Source organism: Nocardioides taihuensis, from assembly GCF_042657275.1.
Classification (GTDB): Bacteria; Actinomycetota; Actinomycetes; order Propionibacteriales; family Nocardioidaceae; genus Nocardioides; species Nocardioides taihuensis.
The window spans coordinates 90390-105746 of record NZ_JBHSKD010000027.1 but is presented as its reverse complement, the minus strand read 5'-3'; the positions used below and the strand labels follow the sequence as shown (position 1 = coordinate 105746).

Here is a 15357-nt window from a genome sequence, read left to right as displayed (position 1 = left end):
CCATGCCGGTGACCGACGTCTCCGACGCCAGAGCCGTGCTCGACGGCGTCCGCGACCTGCTGCCGACGTTCCGCGACCGCGCCGACGAGGCCGAGCGGCTCCGCGTCGTCCCCGAGGCCTCGGTGAAGGAGCTCGAGGAGACGGGCTTCTTCCGGCTGCTCCAGCCGCGGCGCTTCGACGGGCTCGAGGCGGACCCGGTGACCTTCTACACGGCCGTCCGCGACATCTCCTCCGCGTGCGGCTCGACCGGCTGGGTCGCCAGCGTGGTCGGCGTCCACCCGTGGCAGGTCGCGCTCTTCGCCGACGAGGCGCAGCAGGCGGTCTGGGGCCACGACACTGCGACCCGGCTGTCGTCGTCGTACGCCCCGACCGGCAAGGCGGTCGTCACCGACGGCGGCTACACGCTGTCGGGCAGGTGGAGCTTCTCCTCCGGCTGCGACCACTGCTCGTGGGTCCTGCTCGGCGGGCTCGTCTTCAACACCGACGGACAGGTCGTGGACTTCAAGACGTTCATGGTGCCCCGCGAGCACTACCAGATCGTCGACGTCTGGAACGTCGTCGGACTGCGCGGCACCGGGTCCAACGACATCGTCGTCGACGAGGTCTTCGTGCCCGAGGCGTTCACGCTCAGCATGAGCGACACCGGTCGCTGCTTCGGCCCCGGCCAGGAGCAGAACACCTCTGACCTCTACAAGCTCCCCTTCCACTCGATCTTCACCGGGACCATCACCACGCCGATCGTCGGCATGGCGAGGGGCGCGTACGCCGAGCACGTCGAGATGCAGCAGAAGCGGGTGCGCGCGGCGTACCTGGGGGAGAAGGCGAGCCTCGACCCGTTCGCGGCCGTGCGCATCGCCCGAGCGTCCTCGGAGATCGACGCCGCCTGGGCGCTGCTGGTCAACAACATCCGCGAGGAGCAGGAGCACGTCGCCCGCGGGGAGAAGATCCCGCTCGCGCTGCGGCTCAAGGTCCGCCGCGACCAGGTCCTCGGCACCCAGCGGGCGATCGACGCGATCGACGCGCTGTTCGAGGCCTCCGGCGGTCGGGCGCTGGCCGAGGGCACCTACCTCCAGCGGGCCTGGCGCGACGCCCACGCCGGTCGCGTGCACGCCGCCAACGACCCCGAGCGCGCCCTGCAGATGTACGGCGCGCACGAGTTCGGGCACAAGGTCGACCCGGGGATGTACTGAGTGACGCTGACGAGGGAGTCCACGCGCCGTACCGCCCGGGTCAAGACCGAGGCGGCCGGCGAGGTCTCGCTGAGCTGGCACGAGGCCGGGGAGCCGTCCGGCCTCGGCGGCGGGCTGCCGCTGGTGATGCTGCACGGCGGCGGCCCGGGCGCGAGCGCGTGGTCGAACTTCGGTCGCGCCCTGCCCGGGTTCGCCCACGACTTCCGGACGCTCCTGGTCGACCAGCCGGGCTTCGGCGCCTCCGACAAGCCGCCGGTGGTCGGCAACTACTACCGGTTCGCGGCCGACCTCGTGGTCGCCCTGCTCGACGAGCTCGGCCTCGAGCGGGTCCACCTGCTCGGCAACAGCCTCGGCGGCGGTACGGCGATGCGGCTGGCGCTCGAGCACCCCGGCCGCGTCGGGCGGCTGGTGCTGATGGGCCCGGGCGGCCTGTCGCTCAACGTCTTCCACGCCGACCCGACCGAGGGGGTCCAGCGGCTGATGGACTTCGCCGGCGACCCGACCCGCGAGCGGCTGCGTGCCTTCATCTCGACGATGGTGGTCGACCAGTCGCTGGTGACCGAGGAGCTGGTCGAGGAGCGCTTCGCCGACGCCACCGCCCCCGGGGCGCGTGAGGCGATGGCCTCGATGGGCATGTCGTTCTGGAATCCCGAGACCGCCGAGGACGGCATGCTCTGGCGCGAGGCGCACCGTCTCCGCCAGCACACCCTGCTCACCTGGGGCCGAGAAGACCGCGTCAACCCGCTCGACGGCGCGCTGGTCGCGCTCAAGCTGATCCCGAAGGCCCAGCTGCACGTCTTCGGCCGCTGCGGCCACTGGGCGCAGATCGAGGCCGCCGAGGAGTTCCGCGAGATCAGCACGGCCTTCCTCGCCCGTCACGTCGAGAGGACCGGTTCGTGATCGACATCCGGAGCATGGGCTACGTCCGGGTAGCCAGCACCGACCCGGGGCAGTGGCGGACCTTCGCGGGCAAGGTGCTCGGCCTGGCCGAGGGGCGCGGCCCCCACCCCGACCACCAGTACTGGCGCATCGACCAGGTCTCCGCGCGGCTGGTCGTGGTGCCCGCCGAGGTCGACCGGCTCGAGGCCACCGGCTGGGAGGTCGCCGACCACCGCGCGCTCCAGGACGCCCGCGAGCACCTCGAGAAGGCCGGCGTCGCCGTCGAGGACGGCACCCGCGAGGAGCTCGAGGACCGCCGGGTGCAGGAGATGGTCCGGTTCCGCGACCCGTGGGACAACGTCTTCGAGCTCTTCCACGGCATCACCTACGAGTCGCGGCCGGTGGTGACGCCGTACGCCGCGACGTTCGTGACGGGCGACCAGGGCATGGGCCACATCGTGGTGCCGGTGGACGACGACGTGGAGGCGCTGCGCTTCTACACCGACGTGCTCGGCTTCCGGCTGCGCGACTCGATGAGCATGCCGGGGGAGTTCGTCGGCAAGGAGCCGGGGTCGAAGGTGTGGCTGCGGTTCCTCGGGGTGAACCCCCGCCACCACTCGCTCGCCTTCCTGCCGATGCCCAACCCGGCGCGGTGCGTGCACATCATGCTCGAGGTCGACCGGCTCGACGACGTCGGCCGCGCCCTCGAGCGGGTGCGCAGGTACGGCGCCCCCCTCTCGGCGACGCTCGGGCGTCACATGAACGACGAGATGGTCTCGTTCTACGTGCGCTCGCCCGGCGGCTTCGACGTGGAGCTCGGCACCGACGGCCTGCAGGTCGACGACAGCCGCTGGGTGGCCCGCGAGTCGACCGCGGTCTCCTACTGGGGCCACGACTTCGGCGTCGGCTCGGGGTGACTAGCGTGGGGGCCATGCCGTCGTCCGAGGGAGTCCCGCCGACCCCGGACCCGCGAGACCTCTCGATCCCCGAGGGGATGAGCCCCGACGCCCGCGAGACCTGGCCCAGCCCCGAGCTGATCAGCTCCTGGCTGGGTGACGCCGACTTCGACTTCGAGTGGCGCCCCGGCGAGGTCACCGAGGTCCACCCGGACGACCCCGCGGCGGTCGCGCGGGCCCGGCACTTCCGGGACGTGCTGTCGCGCTTCGCCTCCGGGGTGACCGTGGTGACCGGCACCAGTGCGGGCGAGCCCGTCGGCCTGACCTGCCAGTCGTTCTCGAGCGTCTCGCTCGACCCACCGCTGGTGCTCTTCGTGCCCGCCAAGACGTCGCGGGCGTGGCCGCTGATCCACCGGGCGGGCAAGTTCTGCGTTAACTTCCTGGCCCACGACCAGGCCGAGCTGTCGAACACCATGGCCAGCCGGGGGGTCGACAAGTTCGCCGACGTCGCGTGGCGTCCCTCGGAGGCCACCGGCTCGCCGCTGCTCGAGGGCGTGCTGGGCTACGTCGACTGCGCCATCCACCAGGTCGTGGAGGCCGGCGACCACTACGTCGTGATCGGACGCGTGCTCGACCTCGCCGAGGCCGACTCCGAGCACCCGCTGCTCTTCTTCCGGGGGCAGTACCGCACCGCGGGCTGAGCGCGTGCTGCGACCGACCCCGGTCACCCACCGCGATCCTCAGGCGTCGTGGGGAGCCGGCGGGTGGTCGACGTTGACGGTCGGCGTGCCGCCGCCGGCGCGGGCGATCACCGCGACGGAGGGCTCGTCGGTCGGGTTGCTCTCGCGGTGGACCGTCCAGGCGGGCACGTGCACGAAGTCGCCCGGGCCGGCGTCGAGAGCGCCGTCGAAGCCCTCGAACTCGAGCCGCAGGATCCCGGACACGACGTAGAGGCTGGTCTCGTTGCGCTCGTGGTGGTGCCACCCCGAGACCGCGCCCGGCGCCGTGGTGACGCGGCCGGCCCACAGCACGCCGAGCTCGAAGGCGAGCTCGCGGTGCATGCCGGGCGTCGGGTCGGCGGCGACGAGGTCACCGGGTCGGTAGACGCGCACGGGCGGGTTCACGGACGCCAGCCTGCCACCGGGCGCCCTCAGAGCGCGACGGCCGCGCGGTGCTCGCGTGCGGAGCCGAAGAGCTGGCCCAGGGCGTGCGCCCGCTTGAGCACGAGGTGGGCGTCGTGCTCCCAGGTGATCGCGATGCCGCCGTGCAGCTGCACGGTCTCGCCGGCGACGACCGCGCACGCCTGCGAGCAGTAGGCCTTGGCGGCGTGGGCCCGGGCGGCGAGGGGCTCGCGCAGCGCGGGTCGGTCGGCCGGCTCCGCCGAGACGTAGGCCGCGGCGGCCGCGGTCGCGGCCCACGACGCGGAGCGCGACATCTCGACCAGCACCAGCAGGTCGGCCATCCGGTGCTTGAGCGCCTGGAAGGAGCCGATCGGGCGACCGAACTGCACGCGCTCGCGGCTGTAGGCGACGGTCATGTCGAGCCCGCGCTGCGCGACGCCGACCTGGACGGCGGTGGTCAGCGCCGCCGCCACGAGCGTCAGGGCCTGCGACGGCGCCGCCACGACGTCGAGGTGACCGAGCTGCAGGGCGGGGTCGAGGGCCTGCCGCGCCGCCGGTCGCACGTCCGTCACCACGAGCCCGGGACCGTCGGGCACCAGCACCACGTCGGCCGCGGGGTCGAGCACCAGCGGCGGCTCCACGACCACCGTCGCGGTCGCGCCGGCCGCGATGGCGGGCAGCAGCTGCGCACGCTGAGCTTCCGACCCCTCGAGCAGCAGCGCCGCCGTGGCCACCGCCGTCGCGAGCAGGGGGGACGGCGCGAGCGAGCGGCCGACCTCCTCGAGCGCCACCGCGGTCTCGGCCAGCGAGGCGCCCACGCCGTCGTACGCCTCGGGGACGGCGAGCGCGGCCACGCCGACCTGCTGGCACAGCGTGCGCCAGAGGTCGGCGTCGTACCCGTGCTCGTCGGCGATCGCGGCGCGCACGGCGCGGCTGTCCGCCCGGCGGTCGAGCAGGCTGCGCAGGGTCGCTGCCAGCTCCTGCTGCTCGTCGGTGCGCTGCATCAGCGAGCTCCCGCCCGAGCCGACAGGTGCTCCAGGAGCGCGGCGCGGTGGTGCGCCGGCGTGCCCCAGGCGCCGACCAGCGCCCGCACCGCGAGGATCCGGCGGCCCAGGTCGAGCTCGCGGGTGTAGCCGATCGCGCCATGGACCTGCAGAGCCGCGCGGGCGGCGGCGTACGCCGCGTCCCCGCACGCCACCTTCGCCGCCGACACCGGCACCTCGCCGAGGGCCGCGCCCTGCAGCAGGGGCCGCGCGAAGTCGAGCCCGATCCGCACGTCGGCCAGCCGGTGCTTGACGGCCTGGTAGGAGCCGATCTCGCGCCCGAACTGCCGGCGCTGCTTCACGTGGACGACCGACGCGTCCAGCAGCGCCTCGCCCAGCCCGAGCAGTTGCGCCGAGGCCGCGAGCACCGCGAGGTCGAACGCCTCCGACGGTGAGCCCGCGACGGTCACGGGGTCGCCGACGACCACGTCGTACAGGTGCCGCGCCGGGTCGACCGAGGCGTGCGACGCGCCCGCGGTCGCCGTCCGCGCCTGGTCGCCGTCGACGACGAGCAGCGTCGTGGCCACGTCGGCGTCGAGGGCGCGTGGCACGTGGGGGAGCACCGCCACGGAGCCGGGGCCGTCCAGCTCGCGGCCGAGCAGCACGGGCAGGTACGCGGCCGACTCGACCCACGGGCCCGGGACGCCGTGGCGCCCGAGTGCCTCGAAGCCCACGCAGACCTCGACCGGCGTCGCCTCGAGCGCGAGAGCGCCCAGGCCCTGCTCGAGCAGCCGCTCCCACAGCGCCAGGCCGGGGGCCCGGTCGCCGGCCGCCCACGCGCGGGCCACCCGCGGCACGTCGACGGCCGCCAGCAGCCGGTCGAGCGAGCCAGCGTAGTCGCGCTGCTCGGCGGTGGGCTCGAACCTCATCGCGCCGCACCCTTCGGTTCGCGCGGCAGGCCCAGGATCCGCTCGGCCACGATGTTGCGCTGGATCTCGTTGGTGCCGGCGTAGATCGGCCCCGAGAGCGAGAAGACGTAGCCGTCCACCCACGGCGACGCGAGCTCCGCGTCGGGCCCGAGCAGCTCGAGCGCGGTCTCGTGCAGGGCGATGTCGAGCTCGGACCAGAAGACCTTGTTCACCGAGCCGGCCGCGCCGATGTCGCCACCGCCGGCCAGCCGGGTGACCGTGCCCCAGGTGTAGAGCCGGTAGGCCTGCGCGCGCAGCCAGGCGTCGACGACGCTGTCGGCCGTCGACGGCACGGACGCTCCCCGGACCCGCCACAGGTCGACCAGCCGGTCCGCCGCGGCGCAGAAGCGGCCGGGGGAGCGCAGCGAGAGGCCGCGCTCGTTGCCGGCCGTGCTCATCGCGACCCGCCAGCCGTCGCCGGGCGCGCCGAGCACGTCGGAGTCGGGCACGAAGACGTCCTCGAGGAAGAGCTCGGCGAAGCCGACCTCGCCGTCGAGCTGCTCGATCGGGCGCACGGTCACGCCCGGGGCGTCGAGGGGGAAGAGGAAGTAGGTGAGCCCGCGGTGCCGCTCGGCCGTCGGGTCGCTGCGGAAGAGCCCGAAGCCCCAGTGCGCGAACGACGCCCGCGACGACCAGGTCTTCTGCCCGTCGAGCACCCAGCCGCCGCGGGCCTCGTCGCGGCGGGCGGTCGAGCGCAGCGAGGCGAGGTCGGAGCCGGCCTCGGGCTCGGACCAGGCCTGGGCCCACACCTGCTCGCCGCGCCCCATCGGCGGGAGGAAGCGCCGCTGCTGCTCCGGGGTCCCGTGGTCGAAGAGGATCGGCGCGAGCAGGAAGATCCCGTTCTGCGACACCCGGCCCGGCGCCCCCGCGCGGAAGTACTCCTCCTCGAAGAGCACCCACTCCACGAGCGAGGCGCCGCGGCCACCGAGCTCCTCGGGCCACGAGACCACCGACCAGCGCGCGTCGGCGAGCTCGCGCTCCCAGGCCCGGTGGGCCTCGAAGCCGGCAGCGGTGTCCATCGAGGGCAGCGGCTCGGCGGGCACGTGCGCGGCCAGCCAGGCCCGTGCCTCGTCGCGGAAGGCCAGCTCGGCGGGGGAGAGGTCGAGGTCCATCAGCCCGGCCCCCCGCGCTCGCGCAGCCGGGTCTTCAGGACCTTCCCGGACAGGTTGCGGGGCAGCACGTCCACCGACTCGACGTACCGCGGCACCTTGAAGTTGGCCAGCCGCCCCCGCGCGAACGCGACCACGGCCTCCGGGTCGACGTCGCCCACGACGTACGCCTTGCCGACCTCGCCCAGCCGCTCGTCGGGCACGCCCACGACGGCGACGTCCGTCACGCCCTCCATCCGGGCCAGCGCCTGCTCGACCTCGGCGGGGTAGACGTTGAAGCCGCCGGAGATGTACATGTCCTTGAGCCGGTCGGTGACCGTCAGGTTGCCGTGCTCGTCGAGCCGGCCGACGTCGCCGGTGTGCAGCCACCCCTCGGCGTCGATCGCCTCCGCCGTCGCCTCCGGGTCGTCGAGGTAGCCGAGCATCACCCAGTCGCCGCGCAGCAGCAGCTCGCCGGTGCCGTCGTCGCGGGGGTCCGCGATCCGCGCCTCCATGCCGGGTACGGCGCGCCCGCAGGTCGTCGCGACCGTCTCGGCGGAGTCGTCGGGGCGGCACATCGTGGCGACCACGGCCTCGGTCATGCCGAACGCGGTGACCACCTGGTCGATCCCCAACCCCTCGGGCGCGGGCGCGCGCATCCGCTCGATGAGCACGACCGGCACCACCGCGGCGCCGGTGACCGCGAGACGCAGGGAGGAGAGGTCGTGGGCCGCACGGTCAGGGGCGGCCAGCAGCGACTGGAAGAGCGTGGGCGCACCGGGGAAGACCGTGATCCGCTCCCGCTCGACGATCCGCATGGTCTCGGCGACGTCGAAGGTCGGGACCGGGTAGAGCGTCGCGCCGGTGAGCAGCCCCACCACGATCCCGATCTTGTAGCCGAAGGAGTGGAAGAACGGGTTGACCACCAGGTAGCGGTCGTCGTGCCGCACCCCGCCCAGCTCCGCCCACGCCCGCGCGACGCCGATCGTCTGGCGGTGCGCGCTCATCGCGCCCTTGGAGCGACCGGTGGTGCCGGAGGTGAAGAGGATGTCGGCGACGTCGTCGGGGGAGACCGCATCGGCTCGTGCCTCGGCGCGATCGACGTCGGGGTGCCACTCCTGCGCGATGCTGTCGACGGTCATCCGGGCCTTCGTGCGGTGCGTCCGGAAGAGGATCACCGCCCGCACCGACCCGAGGTCGGAGGCCGCCACGAGGTCGTCCTCCTGGGTGCGCCCGAGGAAGCCGTCGTCGACGAAGACGACCCTGGCCCGGGTGCGGTCGACGATGTCGGCGACCTCCGTGGCCGTGTAGCGGGAGTTGACCGGCACCAGCGTCCCGCCGCCGTAGGTCGTCGCCAGCGCGGCGACCACCCACTCGATGCCGTTGGGGCCCCAGACGACGACCCGGTCGCCGGGCTCGAGACCCAGGTCGACGAGCGTCTCGGCGGCGTTGCGCACCTGCGCGTGGAGCTCGGCGTACGACAGCGTCCGCCGGCCGTCGACGTACGCCGGGTGGTCGCCGAAGCGCTCCGCGGCGGCACGGAGGAGGGCGGGCAACGTGTCCAAACCAAGCATTTGCTTGGTAGGGTAGCACCGTGGACGCTCCCGAGGTCGAGGCCTTCCGCGCCGAGGTGCGCGCGTGGCTGGCGGCGCACCTGCCCACCGACCTCGACCCGCTCGCCTGGAACCGGCTGCTGGCCGAGCACGGCTGGACCTGCGTCGGCTGGCCGGTCGAGCACGGCGGTCGCGGGCTGTCGCTGGCCGAGCAGGTGGTCTTCCACGAGGAGTACGCACGCGCGGGCGCACCGACCCGGGTCAACCACCTCGGCGAGGAGCTGCTCGGCCCGACCCTCATCGCCTTCGGCACACCGGCGCAGCGGCAGCGGTTCCTGCCGCCGATCCGGGCGGTCGAGGAGCTGTGGTGCCAGGGCTACTCCGAGCCGGGCGCCGGCTCCGACCTCGCGAACGTGCAGACCCGCGCCCGGATCGACGGTGGCGACTGGGTGGTCGACGGGCAGAAGGTGTGGACCTCCCACGCCCACGAGGCGGACTGGATCTTCGTGCTCGCGCGCACCGAGCCGGGATCGCAGCGCCACCACGGCCTGTCGTTCCTGCTGGTGCCGCTCGACCAGCCGGGCATCGAGGTGCGGCCGATCGAGCAGCTCACCGGCGGGGCGGAGTTCAACGAGGTCTTCCTCACCGGCGCCCGCACCGCGGTCGACCTCGTCGTCGGCGAGCCGGGGCAGGGGTGGGCCGTGGCGATGGGCCTGCTGGGTTTCGAGCGCGGCGTCTCGACGCTGGGCCAGCAGGTCGGCTTCGCCCGCGAGCTCGACGGCGCGGTCGCCCGCGCCCGGGCCAACGGCGCGCTCGACGACCCGGTCGTCCGCGACCGCCTGGCCGGGCTCAAGGTCGAGCTCGACGTCATGCACAGCAACGCGCTGCGCGGCCTGGCGGCCGCGGAGGCGGGGTCCGGCTCGGACGCCGCGGGTGGCGCCGCCTCGATCGCCAAGCTGGTGTGGGCCGGGTGGCACCGCAGGCTCGGCGAGGCGGCGATGGAGGTCGCCGGCCGCGACGGCCTGGTCGTCGGCGACGGCTACGCGATCGACGAGTGGCAGCGGCTCTTCCTCTTCTCCCGCGCCGACACGATCTACGGCGGGAGCGACGAGGTGCAGCGCAACATCCTGGCCGAGAGAGTCCTCGGCCTGCCGCGAGAGCCCAAGGGGGCCTGAGTGACCACCACCAGACCAGCGCAGCCGCCGCCGGCGTACGTGCCCGGCCACGGCCTGCTCGCCGACCGGGTGGTGGTCGTGACCGCCGCCGCCGGTGCCGGGATCGGCGCCGCGGTCGTCCGCCGCGCGCTCGAGGAGGGTGCCCGCGCCGTCGTGCTCAGTGACACCCACGAGCGCCGGGTGGGCGAGGCGCAGGAGGCGCTGTCCGCCGAGTTCGGCGCCGACCGGGTGCGCAGCCTGCTCTGCGACGTCACCGACGAGGCCGCGGTCGGGCGCCTGCTCGACGCGGCCGACGAGCTCGGCGGGGTCGACGTGATGGTCAACAACGCCGGCCTCGGCGGCACCGCGAGCATCACCGAGATGACCGACGAGGAGTGGTCGCGGGTCCTCGACATCACGCTGACCGGCACCTTCCGCTGCGTGCGGGCCGCCGGCCGGCGCATGGTCGCGGCCGGTAGCGGCGGCACGATCGTCAACAACGCCTCGGTGATCGGCTGGCGCGCGCAGGAGGGCCAGGCCCACTACGCCGCGGCCAAGGCCGGCGTGATGGCGCTGACCCGCTGCGCCGCGCTCGACCTGGCCCCGCACGGCATCCGCGTCAACGCGGTCGCGCCGAGCCTGGCGATGCACCCGTTCCTGGCCAAGGTCACCAGCGCCGACCTGCTGGCCGAGCTCGAGCGGCGCGAGGCCTTCGGTCGCGCCGCTGAACCCTGGGAGGTCGCCAACGTGGTGGTGTTCCTCGCGTCCGGCTACTCGTCGTACCTCACCGGTGAGGTCGTGTCCGTGAGCAGCCAGCACGCATGAGCGAGACCCGACGCGAGGAGCTGCTCGCCATCGCCGCCGGCCTGTTCGCCGAGCGGGGCTACCGCAACACCACGGTCCGCGACATCGCCGACGCCGCCGGCATCCTGTCCGGCAGCCTCTACCACCACTTCGACTCCAAGGAGTCGATGGTCGACGAGATCCTGCGCTCGTTCCAGGAGGAGCTCTTCGGGGAGTACGACGCGATCCTCGCCAGCGACGACGACGCGCGCACCAAGCTCGAGCGTGCCGTACGGGTCTCGTTCGCCGCGATCCACGACCACCGGTCCGAGGTCGCGATCTTCCAGAACGAGGCCGACCAGCTCGGCACCCTCGACCGGTTCGGCTACCTGGCCGAGCGCAACGCGCAGTCGCGTGAGGTGTGGATGACGCTGCTGCGCGAGGGCGTGGCGTCGGGGGCGCTGCGCGACGACCTCGACGTGGAGCTCGTCTACCGCTTCATCCGCGACACGGTCTGGGTGGCCGTGCGCTGGTACCGCCCCGGTGGCGGGCTCCCCCACGAGACGGTCGCCGACCAGTACCTGACCATCCTCCTCGACGGGATCGCCCATGCCTGAGGCCTCGCCGCACGCCTACATCGTCGACGCGGTCCGCACGCCGGTCGGCAGGCGCGGGGGAGCGCTGGCCGGGGTGCACTCCGCCGACCTGGCCGCCCACGTGCTGACCGCGCTGGTCGGGCGCACGGGCGTCGACCCCGGTGCCGTCGACGACGTGATCCTGGGCTGCTGCGACACCATCGGCTCCCAGGCCGGCGACGTCGCCCGCACCGCCTGGCTGGTGGCCGGGCTGCCCGACCACGTGCCGGGCGTGACCATCGACCGGCAGTGTGGGTCGTCGCAGCAGGCCGTGCACTTCGCCGCGCAGGGCGTGCTGTCGGGGACCCAGGACCTCGTCGTCGCCGGCGGGGTGCAGAACATGAGCGCGATCCCGATCTCCGCGGCCATGCTCGTCGGGAAGGAGTACGGCTTCTCCACGCCGTTCGCGGAGTCGCCGGGCTGGCGCGCCCGCTACGGCGACCAGGAGGTCAGCCAGTTCCGCTCCGCGGAGATGATCGCGGAGCGCTGGGACATCGGCCGGGAGGCGATGGAGGAGTTCGCGCTCGCCTCGCACGAGCGGGCTCGGGCGGCGATCGCCGAGGGCCGCTTCGAGCGCGAGGTGGTGCCGGTGCCGCTGGCCGACGGCACGACGTTCGACACCGACCAGTGCCCCCGCGAGACCTCGCTGGAGAAGATGGCCGCGCTCGAGCCGCTGGCCCCGGGCGGCCGGATCACCGCAGCGGTGGCCTCGCAGATCTGCGACGCGTCGTCCGCGCTGCTCGTCGCCTCCGAGCGCGCCGTGGCCGGGCACGGGCTCACGCCCCGCGCCCGCGTGCACCACCTCTCGGTGCGCGGCGACGACCCCGTCTGGATGCTCACCGGCCCGATCAGGGCCACCCGGCACGCGCTGGAGCGCACCGGCCTCACCGTCGACGACATCGACCTCTTCGAGTGCAACGAGGCCTTCGCCTCCGTCGTCCTGGCGTGGATGCAGGAGCTCGACGTGCCGCACGACAAGGTCAACGTCAACGGCGGCGGGATCGCGCTCGGCCACCCCATCGGCGCCACCGGCACCCGGATCATGGCCACCCTGCTCGCCGAGCTCGAGCGCACCGGCGGCCGCTACGGCCTGCAGACGATGTGCGAGGGCGGCGGCCAGGCCAACGTCACGATCATCGAGCGCCTCTGACGCATCCGGGCGCGACGTTCTGCGGGTTCGTGCAATGCGACAACCTGTGGCAGCGACCTCGTTGACCACCGGGAGCCCGCGGGCGCACATTGCCCGCGGTCCAAGTTTCTCGGGCGGACACTCCGACAGATCTCGGCGCTCCACCTCGCGGGCCTCCACCCCTACCCACACCGGGTCCGCGCGCGGACCCGTACCGAACGGAGTGTCGAGTGAGAAGACTCGTCGCCGGGGGCTTCACCGCAGCCCTCGTCTCGGCCGTGGTCGTGGTCTCGCTGCCCACCGGCAGCCAGGCCGCCGACCACCGGACCACCACCCCGACGGGCGGCTCGGCTCGCGCCGAGCAGTCGGCCCGGGCCCTCGTGGCCGATCCGCCCCCCGCCCTGCACGCCAGCCGCCACGACACCTTCCGGGCCCAGGACACCCTGGCCTCCGGCGGCCTGCGCTACGTCCCCTACGAGCGGGCCTACCGCGGCCTGCCCGTCGTGGGCGGCGACTTCGTGGTCGCCACCGACGCCGAGGGCACCATCCTCGGCACCACCGTCGCGCAGCGCCGCGCGGTCGCGCTGCGGTCGGTCACGCCCACCGTCGGCAAGGACGCCGCGCGGGCGACGTCGGCCCGCCTGGTCCGCGACGCCACCCTCGGCGCCACCCGGCTCGTCGTGCTCCAGCGCGGTCACAGCGACCTCGCCTGGGAGACCCTGGTCACCGGCACCCGTGACGGCGCGCCCTCGCGCCTGAGCGTGTACGTCGATGCCCGCGACGGCGGCGTGCTGAAGACCCAGGAGCACGTCGTCGAGGGCACCGGCAGCTCGGCCTACGCCGGATCGGTGACGATCCCGACGACCCTGTCGGGCTCGACGTACTCGATGAAGAACCCCAACGCCACCACGATGGTCTGCCAGGACGCCGCGACCAACACGACGTTCTCCGGCACCGACGACCTGTGGGGCAACGGCTCGGCGACGAGCAAGGAGACCGGCTGCGTCGACGCCTTCTGGGCCGCCGAGAAGGAGCGGCAGATGCTGTCGGCCTGGCTGGGCCGCAACGGCATGAACGGCTCCGGTGGCTGGGTGCCGATCCGCGTCGGCCTCAACGACGTCAACGCCTACTACGACGGCACCCAGGTCCAGATCGGGCACAGCCAGTCCGGCGGCCGCTGGATCGGCGAGATGGACGTCGTGGCCCACGAGTTCGGGCACGGCATCGACGACACGACGCCCGGTGGCATCTCCGGCGGCAAGACCCAGGAGTTCGTCGCCGACACCTTCGGCGCGATGACCGAGTGGTACGCCGACAACGCCGTCGACACCCCCGACTACACCGTCGGCGAGATGGTCGACCTGGTCGGCTCGGGCCCCATCCGCTACATGTACAACCCCTCGCTGGCCGGCGACGACAACTGCTACTCCTCGAGCACCCCGACCCAGGAGGTGCACGCGGCAGCCGGCCCGGGCAACCACTGGTTCTACCTGCTCGCCGAGGGCAGCAACCCGAGCAACGGCCAGCCGACCAGCCCGACCTGCAACAGCTCGACGGTCGCGGGCATCGGCATCCGATCAGCCGCGAAGATCATGTACAACGCGATGCTGATGAAGACCAGCAGCTCGTCGTACCTGAAGTACCGGACGTGGACCCTCACGGCGGCCAAGAACCTCTACCCGGGCAGCTGCGCGGAGTTCAACGCCGTCAAGGCGGCCTGGAACGCCGTCAACGTGCCGGCGCAGACCGCCGACCCGACCTGCTCGACCTCGGGCAACACGGTCACGGTGAACAACCCCGGCAGCCAGACCGGCACGGTCGGCACCGCGAAGTCGGTGCAGATGACCGCGACCGACAGCCAGGCGGGCCAGACCTTCACCTGGTCGGCCACCGGACTGCCGACCGGCCTGTCGATCAACAGCTCGACCGGTCTCATCTCCGGTACGCCGAGCGCCGCGGGCACCTTCTCCTCGACGGTGACCGCGCGCGACACCACCGGCGCGACCGGCTCGGCCACCGTGTCGTGGACGATCAGCGGCACCAGTGGCGGCTGCTCGGGCCAGAAGCTCGGCAACCCCGGGTTCGAGACCGGCACCGCCGCGCCGTGGACGGCCTCGTCGGGCGTGGTCGACAGCTCGACCGGCCAGCCCGCCCGCTCGGGCAGCTGGAAGGCCTGGCTCGACGGCTACGGCTCCTCGCACACCGACTCGCTGACGCAGTCGGTGTCGATCCCGGCCGGTTGCCGCGCGACGTTGAGCTTCTACCTGCACATCGACACGGCCGAGACGACCACGACCACGGCGTACGACAAGCTCACGGTCAAGGCCGGCACGACCACGCTCGCGACGTACTCGAACCTCAACAGGAACACCGGGTACGCGCTGCGGTCCTTCGACGTCTCGTCGCTGGCGGGCCAGACGGTCACGATCAGCTTCAGCGGCGTCGAGGACAGCTCGCTGCAGACCAGCTTCGTGATCGACGACACGGCCCTCACCCTGGGGTGACCGGGTCCTGACAGTCGCCGGCGGCCGCCACTCCACGGGGGTGGCGGCCGCCGGTCGCGTCAGGCCCGGCGCGCGGGCGGTCAGCAGAAGGTCAGCGGAAGGTCAGCCAGAGGCCCACGATGCCGGGCACGAGGCCGAGCAGCAGCCAGGGCGTGAGCAGGCGGGCTCCGTGGATCCCGCGGGCGACGAGCACCGCGATCACGCCGAAGGCCGCGGCGATCACGTTGAGGCCGATCCGGGCATCGGTGCGGTCGGCGTCGGCGTAGATCGCGGCGATGGCCAGCCCTGCTGACAGGTGCAGGATCGTCGTCGCCGCGAGCACCGACATCACCCACTTCTGCACCTGGGTCAGGCTCATCCCGGTCGCCGGTGCCGGTCGTCGGGGCGCGTTCGGGTCCATCAGGTGGCGGGCCCGGCGGGGGGTCTGCTGCTCGGTCATGTCGGTGCCACGGTACGGCCGCGGTGCGGCAGCCG

General features: G+C 73.4%; 15 protein-coding genes. 9 read left to right on the top strand and 6 right to left on the bottom strand.

The window, feature by feature from the left end; translation table 11 throughout:
- Positions 1–2: 2 nt before the first annotated feature.
- Genes hsaA through ACFPGP_RS18520 form a run of 4 tightly spaced genes read left to right on the top strand, consistent with a single transcriptional unit; the run spans position 3 to position 3666 of the window.
- A complete protein-coding gene (hsaA, locus tag ACFPGP_RS18535) occupies positions 3–1190 on the top strand; it encodes a 3-hydroxy-9,10-secoandrosta-1,3,5(10)-triene-9,17-dione monooxygenase oxygenase subunit (RefSeq protein ID WP_378592381.1) in 1188 nt (395 codons plus the stop codon).
- Positions 1191–2090, top strand: a complete 900-nt coding sequence (gene hsaD, locus ACFPGP_RS18530) for a 4,5:9,10-diseco-3-hydroxy-5,9,17-trioxoandrosta-1(10),2-diene-4-oate hydrolase (RefSeq protein WP_378592380.1) — start codon at positions 1191–1193, stop codon at positions 2088–2090.
- Positions 2087–2986: an iron-dependent extradiol dioxygenase HsaC gene (gene hsaC, locus ACFPGP_RS18525; protein ID WP_378592379.1), complete on the top strand. Its 900-nt coding sequence runs from the start codon at positions 2087–2089 to the stop codon at positions 2984–2986. The genes hsaD and hsaC overlap by 4 nt, the downstream gene beginning before the upstream one ends.
- 14 nt (positions 2987–3000) lie before the next feature.
- Positions 3001–3666 carry a flavin reductase family protein gene (locus ACFPGP_RS18520; protein ID WP_378592378.1) on the top strand — a complete coding sequence of 222 codons (666 nt, stop codon included), beginning with the start codon at positions 3001–3003 and terminating at the stop codon, positions 3664–3666.
- Between the two features lie 39 nt (positions 3667–3705).
- Here the strand turns inward: ACFPGP_RS18520 and ACFPGP_RS18515 are convergent, their stop codons facing one another.
- The 5 genes from ACFPGP_RS18515 to ACFPGP_RS18495 are packed head-to-tail and all read right to left on the bottom strand — an operon-like array spanning position 3706 to position 8681.
- The gene (locus ACFPGP_RS18515; RefSeq protein ID WP_378592377.1) at positions 3706–4089 is read right to left on the bottom strand and encodes a cupin domain-containing protein; all 384 of its coding nucleotides are present in this window, start codon (positions 4087–4089) and stop codon (positions 3706–3708) included.
- Positions 4090–4115: 26 nt separating this feature from the next.
- Positions 4116–5090, bottom strand: coding sequence for an acyl-CoA dehydrogenase family protein (locus tag ACFPGP_RS18510; protein WP_378592375.1), 975 nt, complete (start codon positions 5088–5090; stop codon positions 4116–4118).
- The gene (locus ACFPGP_RS18505; protein ID WP_378592374.1) at positions 5090–5998 is read right to left on the bottom strand and encodes an acyl-CoA dehydrogenase family protein; all 909 of its coding nucleotides are present in this window, start codon (positions 5996–5998) and stop codon (positions 5090–5092) included. Before ACFPGP_RS18505 ends, ACFPGP_RS18510 begins: the two co-directional genes overlap by 1 nt.
- Positions 5995–7149, bottom strand: a complete 1155-nt coding sequence (locus ACFPGP_RS18500; RefSeq protein ID WP_378592372.1) for an acyl-CoA dehydrogenase family protein — start codon at positions 7147–7149, stop codon at positions 5995–5997. The genes ACFPGP_RS18505 and ACFPGP_RS18500 overlap by 4 nt, the downstream gene beginning before the upstream one ends.
- The gene (locus tag ACFPGP_RS18495) at positions 7149–8681 is read right to left on the bottom strand and encodes a FadD3 family acyl-CoA ligase (RefSeq protein ID WP_378592371.1); all 1533 of its coding nucleotides are present in this window, start codon (positions 8679–8681) and stop codon (positions 7149–7151) included. The genes ACFPGP_RS18500 and ACFPGP_RS18495 overlap by 1 nt, the downstream gene beginning before the upstream one ends.
- Positions 8682–8719: 38 nt before the next feature.
- Here ACFPGP_RS18495 and ACFPGP_RS18490 point away from each other — a divergent pair, with 38 nt between their 5' ends.
- The 5 genes from ACFPGP_RS18490 to ACFPGP_RS18470 all read left to right on the top strand — a co-directional run bounded on the left by ACFPGP_RS18490 (position 8720) and on the right by ACFPGP_RS18470 (position 14883).
- Entirely contained in the window at positions 8720–9853 is a 1134-nt protein-coding gene (locus tag ACFPGP_RS18490; RefSeq protein ID WP_378592370.1) for an acyl-CoA dehydrogenase family protein, read from the top strand.
- On the top strand, positions 9854–10657 hold the full coding sequence (locus tag ACFPGP_RS18485) for an SDR family oxidoreductase (protein WP_378592369.1): 804 nt from the start codon (positions 9854–9856) through the stop codon (positions 10655–10657). It begins immediately after the preceding gene.
- Entirely contained in the window at positions 10654–11232 is a 579-nt protein-coding gene (locus tag ACFPGP_RS18480; RefSeq protein WP_378592367.1) for a TetR/AcrR family transcriptional regulator, read from the top strand. Before ACFPGP_RS18485 ends, ACFPGP_RS18480 begins: the two co-directional genes overlap by 4 nt.
- On the top strand, positions 11225–12400 hold the full coding sequence (locus ACFPGP_RS18475) for an acetyl-CoA C-acetyltransferase (protein WP_378592365.1): 1176 nt from the start codon (positions 11225–11227) through the stop codon (positions 12398–12400). Before ACFPGP_RS18480 ends, ACFPGP_RS18475 begins: the two co-directional genes overlap by 8 nt.
- A gap of 209 nt (positions 12401–12609) precedes the next feature.
- On the top strand, positions 12610–14883 hold the full coding sequence (locus tag ACFPGP_RS18470) for a M4 family metallopeptidase (RefSeq protein ID WP_378592363.1): 2274 nt from the start codon (positions 12610–12612) through the stop codon (positions 14881–14883).
- A 91-nt stretch (positions 14884–14974) separates the two neighbouring features.
- On the opposite strand, the gene ACFPGP_RS18465 is transcribed toward ACFPGP_RS18470, so the two are convergent.
- Complete coding sequence (locus ACFPGP_RS18465) at positions 14975–15322, bottom strand: hypothetical protein (protein ID WP_378592361.1); 348 nt, start codon at positions 15320–15322, stop codon at positions 14975–14977.
- Positions 15323–15357: the final 35 nt, after the last annotated feature.

Coding starts and splice junctions, on each gene's coding strand:
- hsaA (WP_378592381.1), top strand. CDS start 3: ATGCCGGTGACCGACGTCTCCGACGCCAGAGCCGTGCTCGACGGCGTC.
- ACFPGP_RS18520 (WP_378592378.1), top strand. CDS start 3,001: ATGCCGTCGTCCGAGGGAGTCCCGCCGACCCCGGACCCGCGAGACCTC.
- ACFPGP_RS18510 (WP_378592375.1), bottom strand. CDS start 5,090: ATGCAGCGCACCGACGAGCAGCAGGAGCTGGCAGCGACCCTGCGCAGC.
- ACFPGP_RS18505 (WP_378592374.1), bottom strand. CDS start 5,998: ATGAGGTTCGAGCCCACCGCCGAGCAGCGCGACTACGCTGGCTCGCTC.
- ACFPGP_RS18500 (WP_378592372.1), bottom strand. CDS start 7,149: ATGGACCTCGACCTCTCCCCCGCCGAGCTGGCCTTCCGCGACGAGGCA.
- ACFPGP_RS18480 (WP_378592367.1), top strand. CDS start 10,654: ATGAGCGAGACCCGACGCGAGGAGCTGCTCGCCATCGCCGCCGGCCTG.
- ACFPGP_RS18475 (WP_378592365.1), top strand. CDS start 11,225: ATGCCTGAGGCCTCGCCGCACGCCTACATCGTCGACGCGGTCCGCACG.
- ACFPGP_RS18465 (WP_378592361.1), bottom strand. CDS start 15,322: ATGACCGAGCAGCAGACCCCCCGCCGGGCCCGCCACCTGATGGACCCG.